The 16,438-nt window shown below is 59.0% G+C and carries 14 protein-coding genes; 12 read left to right on the top strand and 2 right to left on the bottom strand.

The genetic code is table 11. From position 1 onward, the window contains the following. Position 1: 1 nt before the first annotated feature. The 4 genes from ACTIE1_RS05565 to ACTIE1_RS05550 all read left to right on the top strand — a co-directional run bounded on the left by ACTIE1_RS05565 (position 2) and on the right by ACTIE1_RS05550 (position 3,505). Positions 2-1,066 (top strand): C4-dicarboxylate TRAP transporter substrate-binding protein, encoded by a 1,065-nt coding sequence (locus tag ACTIE1_RS05565; protein ID WP_439561428.1) that lies wholly within the window; start codon positions 2-4, stop codon positions 1,064-1,066. A gap of 93 nt (positions 1,067-1,159) precedes the next feature. Then, on the top strand, positions 1,160-1,702 hold the full coding sequence (locus ACTIE1_RS05560; protein ID WP_439561429.1) for a TRAP transporter small permease subunit: 543 nt from the start codon (positions 1,160-1,162) through the stop codon (positions 1,700-1,702). Beyond that, positions 1,699-3,024: a TRAP transporter large permease gene (locus ACTIE1_RS05555; protein WP_439561430.1), complete on the top strand. Its 1,326-nt coding sequence runs from the start codon at positions 1,699-1,701 to the stop codon at positions 3,022-3,024. The genes ACTIE1_RS05560 and ACTIE1_RS05555 overlap by 4 nt, the downstream gene beginning before the upstream one ends. A 28-nt stretch (positions 3,025-3,052) precedes the next feature. Then, complete coding sequence (locus ACTIE1_RS05550; protein ID WP_439561431.1) at positions 3,053-3,505, top strand: CoxG family protein; 453 nt, start codon at positions 3,053-3,055, stop codon at positions 3,503-3,505. A gap of 46 nt (positions 3,506-3,551) precedes the next feature. Here the strand turns inward: ACTIE1_RS05550 and ACTIE1_RS05545 are convergent, their stop codons facing one another. After that, positions 3,552-4,289, bottom strand: a complete 738-nt coding sequence (locus ACTIE1_RS05545; protein WP_439561432.1) for a cyclic nucleotide-binding domain-containing protein — start codon at positions 4,287-4,289, stop codon at positions 3,552-3,554. A 246-nt stretch (positions 4,290-4,535) separates the two neighbouring features. On the opposite strand from ACTIE1_RS05545, the gene ACTIE1_RS05540 reads away from it, so the two are divergent. The 8 genes from ACTIE1_RS05540 (at position 4,536) to ACTIE1_RS05505 (ending at position 15,753) form a co-directional block, all read left to right on the top strand. Continuing rightward, positions 4,536-5,009 carry a universal stress protein gene (locus ACTIE1_RS05540; RefSeq protein ID WP_439561433.1) on the top strand — a complete coding sequence of 158 codons (474 nt, stop codon included), beginning with the start codon at positions 4,536-4,538 and terminating at the stop codon, positions 5,007-5,009. A 32-nt stretch (positions 5,010-5,041) separates the two neighbouring features. Beyond that, entirely contained in the window at positions 5,042-6,697 is a 1,656-nt protein-coding gene (locus tag ACTIE1_RS05535; RefSeq protein WP_439561434.1) for an MFS transporter, read from the top strand. Between the two features lie 71 nt (positions 6,698-6,768). Then, positions 6,769-8,133: an MFS transporter gene (locus ACTIE1_RS05530; RefSeq protein ID WP_439561435.1), complete on the top strand. Its 1,365-nt coding sequence runs from the start codon at positions 6,769-6,771 to the stop codon at positions 8,131-8,133. A 64-nt stretch (positions 8,134-8,197) separates the two neighbouring features. Then, a complete protein-coding gene (locus tag ACTIE1_RS05525) occupies positions 8,198-11,938 on the top strand; it encodes a nitrate reductase subunit alpha (protein WP_439561436.1) in 3,741 nt (1,246 codons plus the stop codon). Beyond that, positions 11,935-13,461 (top strand): nitrate reductase subunit beta, encoded by a 1,527-nt coding sequence (narH, locus tag ACTIE1_RS05520; protein ID WP_439561437.1) that lies wholly within the window; start codon positions 11,935-11,937, stop codon positions 13,459-13,461. Before ACTIE1_RS05525 ends, narH begins: the two co-directional genes overlap by 4 nt. Beyond that, positions 13,458-14,159, top strand: a complete 702-nt coding sequence (narJ, locus tag ACTIE1_RS05515) for a nitrate reductase molybdenum cofactor assembly chaperone (RefSeq protein ID WP_439563293.1) — start codon at positions 13,458-13,460, stop codon at positions 14,157-14,159. Before narH ends, narJ begins: the two co-directional genes overlap by 4 nt. Before the next feature lie 12 nt (positions 14,160-14,171). Beyond that, positions 14,172-14,912 carry a respiratory nitrate reductase subunit gamma gene (gene narI, locus ACTIE1_RS05510; protein ID WP_439561439.1) on the top strand — a complete coding sequence of 247 codons (741 nt, stop codon included), beginning with the start codon at positions 14,172-14,174 and terminating at the stop codon, positions 14,910-14,912. A gap of 61 nt (positions 14,913-14,973) precedes the next feature. Then, positions 14,974-15,753: a peptidylprolyl isomerase gene (locus ACTIE1_RS05505; protein WP_439561440.1), complete on the top strand. Its 780-nt coding sequence runs from the start codon at positions 14,974-14,976 to the stop codon at positions 15,751-15,753. A 242-nt stretch (positions 15,754-15,995) separates the two neighbouring features. Here ACTIE1_RS05505 and ACTIE1_RS05500 read toward each other — a convergent pair whose 3' ends face one another. Next, positions 15,996-16,397: a DoxX family protein gene (locus ACTIE1_RS05500; protein ID WP_439561441.1), complete on the bottom strand. Its 402-nt coding sequence runs from the start codon at positions 16,395-16,397 to the stop codon at positions 15,996-15,998. Positions 16,398-16,438 lie beyond the last annotated feature (41 nt).

Genomic DNA, 16,438 nt, shown 5'->3' with positions numbered 1-16,438 from the left:
CATGACTATCAGATTTAGCCTTTCATCATCGGCACTGGCACTTGCGTTTGCCATGGCAGGCCCCGTGGCCGCGCAGCAAACGATTACCATCAACATCGGTTCCAGCCACCCTGAAAGCAATATCTGGGCGTTTGCCATGAAAAACGCATTCCAGCCCACAGTTGACCGCCTTCTGGAAGAAGCAGGTGGCGAATTCGCCATCAACTGGGTCGAATCCTATGGTGGCACGCTGTACCGGTTTACCGAAACCCGCACAGCCGTGCGGGATGGCATTGTCGATATCGGCATGGTTGGCACAGTCTGGGAGGGGTCTGCCATGCCATTGCAAAACGTGACCTATTTCACGCCCTTTGCAACTGGTGACCATGAATTGCTGATCGAAATCTTCGATGAACTGACAGAAAACCTGCCCGAACTGCGTGACAGCTGGGCAGAACAGAACATGCTGCACCTGTCATCTCTGATTACCGACAGCTACGATATCTACTCAAACTTCCCGATCAACAGTCTGGCGGACATCAATAACCGTCGTATCAACGCGCCCGGCACATCGGCGAACTGGCTGCAAGGCACAGGCACCACACCGCTGGATGGTGCCTTGACCACATATTACACCGATATCCAGACCGGCGTTTCCGAAGGGGCGCTGAGCTTTGCCACCGGCATCCAGCCGACACGCGTCTATGAGGTTGCCCCCTATCTGACGCAGGTCGGGGTCGGGGCGATGTATTTCGGCGGGATCGCCGCCAATCTTGACAGCTTCAACAGCTGGCCAGAAGCGGTGCAGACCGCCGTGCGCGAAGCGGGCCGCGAAACATCCCGGGCGCATGGCGCATATGTGACAGAACGCGCGGAAGTCGCCATGGCCGAAATGGAAGAAGCCGGCCTGCAAGTGTCCGAACTGCCCGAAGCTGACAAGCAGGCGTGGGTTGACGGATTGCCCAATATTATCGAGCCTTGGCTGCAAGACGGGGGGGATGGCGCTGTAACGGTTCTGAAAGCCTATTTCGATGCGCTGCGCGAACGTGGTGTGCAGCCCTTGCGTGATTGGGATGAAGGGCTTTAGGCGGCCATTGACCTGACCGGGGATGCGCGGCCTGTGCCTGACACTGGCCGCGCAGTCCCGATTTCATAGACCTCCGCAAGGAAGGATGCATTGGTGAAAGCGACAACGCAGCCCGAACAGCAACGTAGCGCACTGGCCAAAACCCTGCACTGGACCGCGGCAACGCTCTCCATGATTGGCACGATCTGGATTGCCCTGTTGATGTTTGTCATCGTGGCAGACGTGCTGGGGCGCAATTTCTTCAATTCGCCGATTACCGGCGTCGCAGAGGTTGCGGCCCGATCAGTGGTTGCAATCGCGTTCCTGCAAATCTCGGCGGCGGTGCTGAACGGCAGGATGACACGTTCCGACATGCTGGTTCGGGTTCTGGCGCATTTCTCGCCGCGGGCGACCGCCGTGCTGGAAGTCCTGTTTGCGCTGGTCGGTGCGGCGGTGTTTCTAGCAATCGCCTATGCCGTCTGGCCCGACACGGTGCGCGCCTATAACACCAACGAATATTTCGGGGTTCGGGGCGTATTCACAGTGCCCACATTACCGTTTCGCGCCATCATCATAGTCGGCGCTGTCTTTGCAGCCCTCGCGTATCTGGCCGTCGCCATTCAACACCTGCGCCAAATAGGAACACCCCAGCCATGACCAGTCTTACAATAGGGTTGCTTCTGATTGCGGGGCTGGTGGTGATGGTGCTTATCGGGATGCATATTGCCGTAGCCCTTCTGGCCACCGGCTTTGTGGGTATCTGGATATTGCGCGACAATATCGACCTGGCGTTCAGGCTGCTGGGTATGGCCAGCTATAACGGCATTGCCGATTATCTGTTCGCGACCATTCCGTTATTCGTGCTGATGGGGATACTTGTCAGCATTTCAAATGTCGGGCGCGATACGTTCGAAGTGGCCGAAGCGTTGCTGCGCAAACTTCTGGGCGGTCTGGGTGTGGCCACGGTCGCGGCAAACGCGGTTTTTGCCGCTGTCACAGGGGTTTCCATCGCGTCCGCTGCCGTGTTCACGCGGGTTGCGGTGCCGGAAATGGGCAGGCACGGATATCGCTTGCCCTTCGCTGCCGGTGTGGTGGCGGGCAGTTCCGTGTTGGGCATGCTGATCCCGCCATCGCTTCTGCTGATCATTTATGGCGTGCTGGCCGAAGTGTCGATCGGGGCGATGTTCCTTGCGGGTATCATTCCGGGGCTACTTCTCAGCTTCGGGTTCGTTGCGCTTATCATGCTGCTTGCACGCTTTCGTCCCGGCTTTGTCTATGCCGATCCGCAAGCGGCATTGTCCCGCCAGAAGCAAGACGGCAAAACACTGACATGGATGGAAATCTGCAAGAAGCTTGTGCCGATCCTTGCCCTTGTTACATTGGTGCTGGGCGGGCTTTATTCGGGCTTCTTCACACCCACCGAAGCGGGCGGTGTGGGCGCATTCGGGGCCTTGCTGATTGCACTGATGCGCAGACAACTGGACCGGCCGCGCATGTGGCAGGTGCTGTATCAAACCGGTCTGGTGTCGGTTGCGATTCTGGTGCTGTTGATCGCCGCAGGGTATTACAGCCGCATGTTGTCCATCGCCGGTATCCCGAATGCGATTGCCATGCTGGTGCAGGATTCCGGACTTGGGCCTTACGGCTTTTTGCTGATCTATGTCGTGATTGTCCTGTTGATGGGTATGATCCTTGATTCCACCTCGATCCTGCTGATCATGGTTCCCATTTCCGCGCCGATTGCGCAAAGCCTTGGGTTCGACCTGATCCACTTTGGTATAATCACGGTTATCGCAGTCGAAATCGGCCTGCTGACACCGCCATTCGGGATATCCGTCTTTACCGTTCACACCGCGCTTGCAGACCCGAAAACCAAGGTCGAGCAGGTCTTTATGGGCACCCTGCCCTTCGTTCTGGTCATGGCGCTGTCGCTGTTGCTGATCGCGGCCTTCCCGATCCTGTCGACAGCCCTGCTTTGACCCGCGCAGCCCCACTTCAGGAGAGATCATGGAACTGACCGACGAGATTACGATACCTGCACCACAGGCACAGGTCTATGCCGCGTTGAATGACACAGATATCCTGCGCAAATGTATCCCCGGCTGCGAGGAGATCACGCGCCATTCCGAGACCGAGTTGGAGGCAAAGGTTGTTCTGAAAATCGGGCCGGTCAAGGCACGTTTCACAGGCGCGGTTACACTTGAACCGCTGGACCCGCCCCGCGAGTTCCAACTGACGGGGTCCGGCACTGGCGGCGCTGCCGGATTTGCCAAGGGCGGCGCGCATATCGTTCTGGAGGAGGACGGCACACAAACCCTGCTACGCTACACCGCCCGCGCGGATGTCGGGGGAAAACTGGCCCAGCTTGGCAGTCGCCTGATCATGGGCACATCACGCAAGCTGGCCGCACAGTTCTTCAGCAATCTGGCGGCAGAATTGTCGACGCCCGAAAGCGCATAGACATATGTGTTGTGGCAGCGCATTCCGGCGTTGCCCGCGCAAGGCCCTATTCGGCAACCGGCAATCCCGATCCGTTCGTGCTTGCGATGTCATCTGGCCCGTCAATCAGCCGGTCGGGCAGCGCAAGTGCTGTCAGCTTCTCACGGTCAGTGATGATGACGCGCGCGCCATCCATCTTGACCCCGTCCGCTTCCAGTGTGCGCAGCGTGCGCGACATGTTTTCCGGCGTCATACCCAGATAGGATGCCAGTAACCGTTTCTCGACAGGCAGGATATAGGATTGCGCCCCCCCGACCAGCAAGGACTGGCGCAGCAGATAGGATGCAACCCTTTCGCGCGAGTTGCGCAATTTCAGCGTTTTGGCATTGCGGACCACGGAACGGTAACAGGACGCAAGTTCGTTAATGACGGAAACCGCGAATTCGCTGTCGCGCCGGAACATCGCGCGCAGATCCGACGCCGGAACAAGGATGATGCGCGTGCGTTCCAATGTGCGCGCCGACATCAGATACGGGGCGTCGCGGATGCAGGCCGCAAGGATGAAGGTTGATACAGGACGCACGACAGCCATTGTGCATTCGCGCCCTGACCACTGCGCAAACAGTTCGACCGCACCTTCCAGAACGATATGCAGAAAATCGGCGGGATCACCCTGGCGGACCATCTCCAGGCCCTGCGGGAAGTTCTGCGCGTAGGAGCTGGCCATCAGCGTTTCGAAATTTGCCTGTGACATGTCGCGAAACAGGTGAAGGTGGCGAATCTCTGGAAGTTCTTCGGGTCGCACAGTGCTGCCTTTGGTTTCGATTGATATTAGTCAACTTACTGACACATAAATGTCAAGTGCCGGAAACGCAAAAGTTTTTTGCTCAAGAACAACTATTAAACAAGGGTATTTTGCAGATTTCAATTCCGGGCGGATTTCCAAATTGGCGTTCCGGATGTTGATCTCGATCAAGTTTTCTTGGGTCCGGCTGTGGCTGTGTGCTTGCGAACGGATGCCTGACCGCATCCGGAGCGCAAGGAGACACCCATGCATGTGATGCTGGCTTATGACAATTCCCGCAATGCAAGGATTGCACTGGATGCAGTCCGCGATCTGCTGTCGGCACTGCATCCGAAGATAACCCTGATTTCCGTGGTCGAGGATGTGGGCAGTGCGACCGCGGGGGTAGACGAGCTTTTTAGCGCGCAATATGCCGAACAGAAGGCTGGCACGGAAGCCGCCGCGGCAGAGCTGGCCGCCGCAGGATTCAGCGCGTCGGTCCTGATTGCCGAAGGGGATGCGCGCAAGATGATCCTGCGCGCAGTCGAGGAACGCGCGCCCGATCTGCTGGTCATGGCGCGCCACAGCCACAAGCCTGATGTCGGGCCGTTCAATTTCATCACCAAGCGGCTGGATGCGCTGGTCGAGGAATTCGACCACATGACATTCGGCTCGACCAGCGCGTTTCTGGCCCGACGCGCGCCCTGTCCGCTTCTGATCATTCCAACCCATTCCGAATGATCCCGATTCACATCTGATATTCGAGGACTGACATGCAAGTCAGCGACTTATTCCGCTTCAAAAATGCTGAAATCAAGGCACTCCACCTGACGTGGATTGCGTTTTTCATGAGTTTTTATGTCTGGTTCAACATGGCCCCGTTGGCAAGTTCGATGCTGGCCTCGGTGGATTGGTTGACCCGTGACGATATCCGCCTGTTCGCGATTGCGAATGTGGCCCTGACCATTCCGGCCCGCATCATCGTGGGCATGGCGCTGGACCGGTACGGCCCGCGCCGTGTGTTTTCTGTGCTGATGGTGCTGATGGCGATCCCGACTTTTGTGTTCGCCTTCGGCGACTCGCGCGAAGTGCTGTTCATGTCGCGCCTTGTGCTGTCATCAATCGGGGCCAGCTTTGTCGTGACCATTCACATGGTGGCGCTGTGGTTCCCGCCGCGCTCCATCGGGTTTGCCGAAGGGTTTGCGGCCGGATGGGGCAATTTCGGTTCGGCCGCTGCCGCCATCACGATCCCCACGATTGCGCTGCATGTCTATGGCGGCCCAGAAGGCTGGCGTCTGGCAATGGCAACGTCGGGCGTGGTGATCGCGGCTTATGGTGTGTTCTACTGGTTCGCCATCACTGATGGGCCCAGCAAGGACACGCAGAAAAAGCCGCGCAAGGTTGCCGCGCTGGAAGTGTCAAGCTGGCGTGATCTGGTGCTATTGTGCATCTTCACGGTGCCAATGGTCGGTATCCTGTCGATCCTTGTCTATCGCGTGCAGTTGATGGGCTATATCGATGGCATCACCGCCGCCTTTTGCTACTTCGCCATAGCGGTGATCGTGGCATGGCAGGTCTGGCAGGCGATCCGCGTCAATGTCCCGATCCTGAAAAAGGGTGTGCCGGAAGATGACAAATACCCGTTTTCTTCCGTCGCGGCGCTGAATGTGACCTATTTCGCCAATTTCGGTGCGGAACTGGCCGTGGTGTCAATGCTGCCGATGTTCTTTCAGGAAACATGGGGCCTGACTGCCGTGGCCGCCGGTCTGATCGCGGCAAGCTTCGCCTTCGTGAACCTGTTTGCACGTCCCATGGGCGGGCTGGTGTCCGACCGTTTCGGCAACCGCCGTTTCGTGATGATGGCCTATATGTTCGGCATTGCCATCGGTTTCGTGATGATGGGCTTGCTGAATTCCAGCTGGCCGCTGATCATCGCGATTGCGATCACCATCATGTGCTCTTTCTTCGTGCAGGGTGCAGAAGGCGCGACGTTCGGGATCGTTCCGTCGATCAAGCGGCGTGTGACAGGCCAGATTTCTGGCATGGCAGGGGCTTACGGCAATGTGGGCGCGGTGTTTTACCTGTTCGTCTTCATGTTCGTCGACGCCTCGACCTTCTTCTTCATCATCGCCGCCGGTGCCTTCATCAGCTGGATCGTTTGCTACATCTGGCTGAAGGAACCCGAAGGCGGGTTCGGGGATGAATATGTCATCTCTTCCGTGGACCGCGAGATTGCCCGCGAGGCCGCCGAGAAGAAGGCCCTTGATGCCGAAGTGGCAGAAATCTTCGCAAGCTCGGAAAGGGTCGAACTGATCCAGCGCGGTGGCGGGCTGCAACTGAAGGCACAATTCGCGTCGGTCGATGACCTGCGCGCCGCACTGGACCGGCTGGACGGGCTGGACCGGGGCAGACCCCAACCGGCGGAATAACCGAATCTTGACGCAGGCGCGCGATGGCGCGGGCCTGCCTTCCATCGAAAGCCACGAAAGGCGAGACATCAATGACCGCACATAACGCAAATCTGGCCGCGCCTTCGGGAACGTGGCTTAACCAATGGGAGCCTGAAAATCAGGCGTTCTGGGAGGCGGGCGGCAAGCGGCAGGCATGGACCACGCTGGTCCTGACCACGGCCGCGCTGACCATGGCCTTCATCACATGGTTTCTGGTATCAGCGCTGGTCGTGCGCCTGCCGCAGATCGGGTTCCAGTTCACGGCAAGCCAGTTGTTCTGGCTGGCGGCCATGCCCGGCCTTGCTGGTGGCACATTGCGCCTCATCCATATGTTCCTTGTCCCGATCTATGGCACGCGGCATGTGATCAGCCTGTCCACCCTGTCGCTGCTGATCCCGCTGGTGGGCTGGTTCTATGCGGTGCAAAACCCAGAAACCCCCTATTGGGTGCTAATGCTGCTGGCGTTTCTGGCGGGGCTTGGGGGCGGCAACTTTTCCAGCTTCATGCCGTCGACCAGCATGTTCTTCCCCAAGCGCCTGCAAGGGACGGCACTGGCCATTCAGGCAGGGGTCGGCAATTTCGGGGTGTCCGTTGTGCAATTCGTGACCCCCTGGGTCATCGGCTTTGCGCTTTTGGGCGGTATGGCTTGGGTGGGCGAGCCACAGACCATGACGCGCGCCGGCGTTGAATCCCAGATTTATCTGCAAAACGCACCGCTGGTCATGATCCCTTTTGTGGCTGTATTCGGCATCACGGCATGGATATTCCTGAAATCGATCCCGATCAAATCGAATTTCCGCGAACAGTTCGACATTTTCAAATCGGGCCACACATGGTCGCAAACCTCGCTGTATATCATGACCTTCGGTGCCTTCTCGGGCCTTGCGGCAACCTTTCCGCTGCTGATCCGCCTGATCTATGGCGATTATGAGGGCGCACCTGATCCGCTGGCATGGGCTTTCTATGGTCCGCTGATCGGGTCTGCCAGCCGTGTGATTGCGGGTCCGATTTCAGACAAGCTGGGCGGCGCGCGTGTGACGCATTGGGCAGGGCTTGGCATGCTGGTGTGCGCGGGTCTGGTTGCCTGGATCGTGACAGGGGCGGACAGTCTGGCCAGTTTCCCGATGTTCGTCACAGGCATGCTGGCGCTGTTCTTCTTCGCGGGCGTGGGCAATGCCTCGACCTTCAAGCAGATGCCGATGCTGTTTGAACCACGTCAGGCAGGCGGCGTGATTGGTTTCACGGCAGCGATTGCGGCTTACGGCCCGTTCATCTTCGGGATGCTGTTTGCATGGTCCTTCGGGGCGTTCAATTCGGCTGCGCCTGTATTCTGGGGTCTTGCCGCGTTCTTTGCCGTCAATGTGGCGCTGAACTGGGTGCTCTATGCCCGCAAAGGCGCGCCTTACCCTTGCTGAATTTCGCCGGGCGCGCGGCAATCTTTGCGCGCCTGACACCTCAAACTCAAGAACGGAGACAGCCATGAGCCATCTTCTTGACCGGCTGAACTTTCTGAAAAGCGTGCGCAAAGACACATTTTCGGACGGGCACGGCCAGACCACGACCGAAAACCGCGACTGGGAAGACACCTATCGCAAACGCTGGCAACACGACAAGGTTGTGCGTTCAACCCATGGGGTGAACTGCACCGGATCCTGTTCGTGGAAAATCTATGTCAAATCGGGCATTGTGACTTGGGAAACCCAGCAGACGGATTACCCGCGCACGCGCCCTGATCTGCCCAACCATGAACCGCGCGGCTGTGCGCGGGGGGCAAGCTATAGCTGGTATCTGTATTCCGCCAACCGCGTGAAAACGCCGCTTGTGCGCGGCGCGCTGATGCGGCTGTGGCGCGAGAAGCGCAAGACCATGACACCCGTTCAGGCATGGACCGCGATCCAGCAAGACCCGATCGCCCGCGCCAGCTACACCCGCACACGCGGCACAGGCGGTTTTGTGCGCGCGACATGGGATGAAGTGACCGAACTGACGGCGGCGGCCAACGCCTATACCGCCAAGACCTATGGCCCTGACCGCGTTTTCGGCTTCTCACCCATTCCTGCCATGTCGATGGTCAGCTATGCTGCCGGTTCACGCTACCTGTCGCTTCTGGGCGGCACCTGCATGAGCTTCTATGACTGGTATTGCGACCTGCCGCCCGCCAGCCCCATGACATGGGGCGAACAGACCGACGTGCCGGAATCGGCTGACTGGTATAATGCGGGCTATCTGCTGCTGTGGGGGTCGAACGTGCCGCAGACGCGGACGCCGGATGCGCATTTCTACACCGAGGCGCGCTATCGCGGCACCAAATCGGCGGTGATCTGCCCCGACTATTCCGAAGCCGCTAAATTCGGCGATGTCTGGCTGAACGCCAAGCAGGGCACCGATGCAGCGCTTGGCATGGCCTTCGGGCATGTGATCCTGCGCGAGTTCCATCTGGATCGTCAGGTGCCGTATTTTGAGGAATACGCCCGCAAATACAGCGATATGCCAATGCTTGTCCGTCTGGATCAGAAGGGTGAAAGCTATGTGCCGGGCCGCCAGTTGCGGGCAAGTGATCTGGCCGACAATCTGGGCGAGGCGAACAACGCCGAATGGAAAACCATCTGTGTTGACGAAACCTCTGGCCAACTGGTCGCGCCCAATGGCTCTATCGGGTTCCGCTGGGGTGAACAGGGCATGTGGAACCTTGAGGAGAAGGCGAAAGGGGCCGCGATCAAGCCGCAACTGTCATTCATCCTTGATGAGGACCGCGACGACGTGGTCGGCGTTGATTTCCCCTATTTCGGCGGCATGGCCACGGGCCAGTGGGAGAATGACGCGCGCGGTGATGTGCTGACACGCAATGTGCCAGTCAAGAAGATCACGCTGGCCGACGGCTCGGATGTGCTGGTCACGACGGTGTTCGACCTGTTCTGTGCCAACTACTCGCTGGATCGCGGGCTGGGTGGTGATCATGTCACCGATGACTACAACGCCGATGTGCCCTTCACGCCCGCATGGGCCGAGAAGATCACAGGCGTCAGCCGCGACAAGATCATCCACGTGGCGCGTGAATTCGCCGACAACGCCGAAAAGACCAATGGCAAGTCCATGGTCATAATCGGGGCGGCGATGAACCACTGGTACCATATGGACATGAATTACCGCGCGGTCATCAACATGCTGGTGATGTGCGGTTGTGTGGGCCAGTCTGGCGGTGGCTGGGCGCATTATGTGGGGCAGGAAAAGCTGCGTCCGCAAACAGGCTGGACGGCGCTGGCCTTCGCGCTCGACTGGGCGCGCCCGCCACGGCACATGAACTCGACATCGGCGTGGTATGCCCATACGGACCAGTGGCGCTATGAGACGGTGACGGCAAAAGACATCCTGTCGCCCACAGCACCCGCAGGCGATTGGGAAAGCCTGAGCCTGATTGACTACAATATCCGGTCAGAACGCATGGGCTGGTTGCCATCAGCCCCACAACTGAAAACCAACCCGCTGAAAGTAGGGGCCGCGGCGAAAGCGGCAGGCAAGGACATTCCTGCCTATGTGGCCGAGCAGTTGAAGGCGGGCACGCTGGAGATGTCCTGCGAGGATCCCGATGCGCCGGAAAACTGGCCCCGCAACCTGTTCGTGTGGCGGTCCAATCTGCTGGGGTCGTCGGGCAAGGGGCATGAATACTTCCTGAAACACCTTCTGGGCACCAGCCACGGTGTGCAGGGCAAGGATCTGGGGCAGGAAGGTCGCCAGAAGCCTGTGGAGGCAAAATGGCATGATGAAGCGCCCGAAGGGAAACTTGACCTGCTGGTGACAATAGACTTCCGCATGTCCACCACGGCTGTGTATGCCGACATCGTCATGCCAACAGCAAGCTGGTATGAAAAGGACGATCTGAACACGTCCGACATGCACCCGTTCATTCACCCGCTGCAAGCGGCGGTGGACCCGGCGTATGAATCCAAGACCGACTGGGAAATCTTCAAGGCGATTGCCAAGAAATTCTCGGACGTCGCGCCCGAAATTCTGGGTGTGGAAACCGATGTGGTGCAACTGCCCTTGCAGCATGACAGCCCCGGCGAACTGGCGCAGCCTTTCGTGCAGGACTGGAAGCGCGGCGAATGCGATCTGATCCCCGGCAAGACGGCACCGGCCTATATTGCCGTGGAACGTGACTACCCGAACCTGCACGCCCGCTTCACGGCGCTGGGGCCGCTGATGGAAAAGGTCGGCAATGGTGGCAAGGGTATTGCGTGGGACACCAAGACCGAAGTCCACCACCTGAAGGCACTGAACGGCACCCACACGGACGGGCCGACCAAGGGCATGGCGAAGATCGAAAGCGCGATTGACGCCTGCGAGGTGGTGCTGATGCTGGCGCCGGAAACAAATGGTGAAGTGGCAGTCAAGGCGTGGAAGGCGCTTGAAAAGGCAACGGGGCAAAACCACGCCCATCTGGCCGAGGTCAAGGAAGACGAGAAGATCCGTTTCCGCGACATCGCCGCCCAGCCGCGCAAGATCATTTCGTCCCCCACATGGTCGGGCATCGAGTCTGAAGAGGTCTGCTATAACGCGGGCTGGACCAATGTGCATGAGTTGATCCCGTGGCGCACCGTGTCGGGCCGTCAGCAGCTGTACCAGGACCATGAATGGATGCGGGCCTTTGGCGAATTCTTCGTCACATGGCGCCCGCCTGTCGATCTGAAGACGATCACGGGTGACGCGACCAAATCGCTGAAATCGGCGGAAAAGCATGTGGTGCTGAACTTCATCACGCCGCACCAGAAATGGGGCATCCACAGCACCTATTCTGACAACCTGCTGATGCTGACGCTCAACCGCGGCGGGCCGGTTGTGTGGCTGTCCGAAGTGGACGCGGCCAAGGCTGGCATCGTCGATAATGACTGGGTCGAGGTGTTCAATTCCAACGGTGTGATTGCAGCGCGCGCCGTGGTCAGCCAGCGCATGAAGGACGGCACGCTGTTCATGTATCACGCGCAGGAAAAGATCGTGAATACACCGGGCAGCCAGATCACTGGCCAGCGTGGCGGCATTCACAACTCGGTCACGCGCACGGTGCCCAAGCCCACGCATATGATCGGGGGCTATGCGCAGCTTTCCTACGGCTTCAACTACTACGGAACCGTGGGGGCGAACCGCGATGAAATGGTGATCGTTCGGAAAATGGAAAACGTGGACTGGCTTGACCGTCCCGCCAAAGTGGAGGCAGCGGAATGAAAGTACGTGCCCAAATCGGTATGGTTCTGAACCTCGATAAATGCATCGGGTGTCATACCTGCTCTGTGACCTGCAAGAATGTCTGGACCTCTCGCGAGGGGGTTGAATATGCATGGTTCAACAATGTCGAAACCAAACCCGGCATCGGCTACCCGAAGGATTGGGAAAACCAGAAGCGCTGGAATGGCGGCTGGACGCGGACGGCTTCAGGCAGCTTGCAGCCCAAACAGGGTGGCAAATGGCGGATACTGGCGAATATCTTCGCCAATCCTGACCTGCCCGAAATCGATGATTTCTATGAACCCTTCGATTTCGATTATGACCACCTGAAATCCGCGCCCGAAATGCAGGCGTTTCCGACCGCGCGCCCGCGTTCCAAGATCACGGGCGAACGGATGGAAAAGATCGAATGGGGCCCAAACTGGGAGGAAATCCTGGGCGGGGAGTTCGCCAAGCGGTCACAGGATTCCAATTTTGAAGGGATTCAGAAGGACATCTATGGGGAATATGAAAACACCTTCATGATGTACCTGCCGCGCCTGTGCGAGCATTGCCTGAACCCCGCTTGTGTGGCCTCTTGCCCATCGGGCGCGATCTACAAGCGCGAAGATGACGGCGTTGTCCTGATCGATCAGGAAAAATGCCGTGGCTGGCGGATGTGTGTTTCAGGCTGCCCGTACAAGAAAATCTATTACAACTGGTCTTCGGGCAAATCCGAGAAATGCACGCTGTGCTATCCGCGTCTGGAATCCGGCCAGCCCACGGTGTGTTCGGAAACCTGCGTGGGGCGTATCCGTTACTTGGGCGTCATGCTCTATGATGCGGACAAGATCGGTCAGGCGGCAGGGGTCGCGGATGAAAAGCAGCTTTATGATGCGCAGCTTGATGTCTTCCTTGACCCCAATGACCCGGCAGTGATCGAAGCCGCGCGGGCCGAGGGCATCCCTGAAGACTGGATCAAGGGCGCGCAGAATTCGCCCATCTGGAAGATGGCGATGGAATGGAAGATCGCCTTCCCCCTGCACCCCGAATACCGCACGCTGCCAATGGTGTGGTATATCCCGCCCCTCTCGCCGATCCAGAACGCGGCAGAAGCGGGCAAGATCAGCGCACAGGACGATATGCCGGATGTGAAATCCCTGCGCATTCCAGTGCGCTATCTGGCCAATATGCTGACGGCAGGCGATGAAGCCCCCGTTGTCAGCGCGTTGGAACGGATGCTGGCGATGCGCTCCTACATGCGGTCGAAAACCGTGGATGGGGTGGTCAATCTGGGTGTGGCGCAACGTGTTGGCATGACGCCAAACCAGATCGACGAAATGTATCAGTTGATGGCAATCGCCAACTATGAGGATCGTTTCGTCATCCCGACCACGCACCGCGAATTGGTGGAAGACGCCTATGACCTGAAAGGGGGCTGCGGCTTCACGGATGGCAATGGCTGTTCGACCGGCAGCAGCGGCAATTCGCTGTTTTCGGGCGGCAAGAAATTCCGCAGCCCACAGGAGTTCATCCAGTCATGAAAACATATCGTGCCTTATCAGCGCTGCTGACCTATCCCAGCATGGAGCTGCAAGCGGCAGTTCCTGAAATCTGGCAGACCCTCTCGGATGAGGGTTCGCTGAAATCTGGCGAACTGGCCAAGCTGGAACCGCTTCTGCGGGATCTGGAAAATGGCGACATCTTTGACTTGCAGGAACGCTATGTCCTGCAATTCGACCGCGCGCGCACGCTCTCGCTGAACCTGTTTGAACATATCCACGGCGAAAGCCGGGACCGCGGCGGCGCTATGGTGGACCTGCTGGAAACCTATCGCGCAGGGGGCTTTGATCTGGTCGGGCCGGAATTGCCCGATCACCTGCCGGTGTTGCTGGAGTTCCTGTCCACGCAAACGCCCGAACAGGCGCGCGAAATCCTTGCCGATGCGGGTCATATCCTTGTGGCGCTGGCCGAACGGCTTGCGCGGCGCGAAAGCGTCTATGCGCCGGTTTTGGCCGCATTGGTGACACTGGCGCAGGTGGATACCTCGCCCGAGGCCGAGGCGCTTTTGTCGGAAAAGGACGATGATCCGGAAGACCTCGAAGCGCTCGATGCGGTCTGGGAAGAAGCGATGGTCACTTTTGGCCTCGACCCCAATGCCGGATGCCCGATAAGTCGGGATATTCTGGCGAAAATGGACATGCCTGCTGCCCCGCGCACCTCTGCGCCGGGCCAGATGTAGGAGCACGAGACAATGTTTGGAAATTTCAGCCTAGACTACCTGATCTTCGGCATCCTGCCCTACGCGGTGCTGGCCGTTGCCCTGATCGGCACCATCGCGCGCTATGAGCGCGACCCGTTCACATGGAAATCCTCCTCCAGCCAGCTCTTGCGGCGCAAGCAGTTGATGTGGGGCTCGGTGCTGTTCCATGTGGGTATCATCGTTCTGTTTTTCGGCCACCTGATCGGGCTGTTCACGCCAATCTGGCTTCTGGATGCGCTTGGCATCAGCTACGGGCTGAAGCAATGGATGGCCGTGATCATTGGCGGCATTGCGGGGGCTGCGGCCTTTGTGGGCTGCACCATGCTGCTGCACCGGCGCCTTTCTGACCCGCGCATCCGCAACAATTCCAGCTTCGCCGATATCGGCATTCTGGCGATCCTGTGGCTGCAGATCGTCGTCGGCATGGGCACGATCGTTCTGACCCTGGGGCATATGGACGGGTCCAAGATGATCCAGTTCATGACATGGTCGCAATCGGTCATGGGGTTGCAGATCAACGCCTGGCAAGAGGTGGTGAATGTGCATTGGCTGTACAAGTTCCACATCTTCCTTGGCATGGTGATTGTGGCGCTGTTCCCCTTCACCCGTCTGGTGCACATGCTGTCGGTCCCAATCCGTTTTCTGTGGCGGCCGGGTTATCAGATCGTGCGCTCGCGCGATGGGGCGAAGCCAGTGCGCACCGGCCTGAAACCAATGAAATCACTAAAGTAGGCCATTCAGGGCGCGTGCGTCTGCGTGCGCCCTCCATCCTGCCCCCCAACGGAGTTTTCCCATGAAACCGCTTCTGCCGCCTGTTTTTGTCAACGGCATTGAAATTTCGGCCGAACGCATTGCGAATGAGGCCCAGAACCACCCGGCCCCGAAGGAAAAACCGGGGCTGGCATGGAAAGCCGCCGCGCGCGCCCTCGCCATTCGCGAGTTGATGCTGCAAGAGGCCCGCGCGCGCGGCCTGTCCCCTGATCCGGCAGAAGTCGCGCCGGGTCAGTTCGAGACGGAAGACGAGGCGCTGATCCGCCAGCTTAGCGAGGCGGCGATCACGCCTGCCCCTGCTGACAAGACTGACTTGCGCCGCATCTATGACGCGCATCCTGACCGCTTCCGCGCGCCGTCGCTGTATGAGGCCGCGCATATCCTGTTCCCGCGTCAGGACGATATGGCGGCCTTGCGCGCGCATGCAGATGCTGTTGTGGCAGAATTGCGCGCCAATCCGCGCCGCTTTGGCGAAATGGCGCGCACCCATTCAGCCTGTTCGTCCAAGGATAATGGCGGGCTGCTGGGCCAGTTGGGACAGGGCGATACAGTGCCGGAGTTCGAGGCCGCGCTGGATGCACTGGACGAGGGGCAGATCAGCGATCCGGTGGAAACCCGCTTTGGCCTGCATCTGATCCGGCTGGATGCGCGCGCGCGCGGCGACGTCCTGCCGTTTGACACTGTCCTGCCGCGCCTGCGCGATGCCCATGCGAAAGCTGCTTGGGCGCGGGCAGCAGCCAAATTCACAGCCGACCTTGTGGCGCAAGCGCAGATCGAAGGTGTTTCGCTTAAGGCCGCCTGAACCTGTGCGCGGAACGTCATTCGGGCCGTGCATGACCGTGCCGCACGCGGCGATCATACGGATCAAGGCGGGACGGCGTGGCGATTGCACAGCGTGGGATTCGCCTGTCATGCTGCCGGTCCTGTACTGGTCACGGGCGTGTCAGATCAGCAAATACCCGTAGAAAAGGCGCGAAGTCAGGACAATGAACCCGTGGGCGCAAGGTTTTGCAAAACCTTGCGCACACTTATGCGCAACGCGCTTTAGAGTGACGCCTGATTTCGGATGTCCGGACGCAAGGCCCAACGTCCGGACCCGGCCACAGCCAGTGCAAGGCACCCACCGGAGATGGCCCAGTTCTTAACAAAGATCGACATTTGCCACGGGTCGGCAGGGATCAGATGGAAGAAGCTGGTTCCACCGCAATAGGCTGCCAGTAACAGCGACGTTGACCGGACCCGAACGCCAGTAACAAGCAGCAGGCCTGCCACCAAATTGAATAGAAACGCAGGCCATATCAGCGCCACCGGCAGCCCCCGCAGTGCCAGCAACGCCTGTACATCAGCGGGTGAAACCAGTTTTTGCACAGCCCCGCCCAAAAACAGGCCAGCAATCAGAACACGCGCGGCCAGAAGGGCAGGATCAGACCAGCAATTGTTGCGCATGATACATTCCCGAATGTTATGACATCCCCGTTAAACCTGAT

Source organism: Roseinatronobacter sp. (assembly GCF_051859525.1).
Classification (GTDB): domain Bacteria; phylum Pseudomonadota; class Alphaproteobacteria; order Rhodobacterales; family Rhodobacteraceae; genus Roseinatronobacter.
This window is presented reverse-complemented; position numbering and strand designations above follow the sequence as displayed.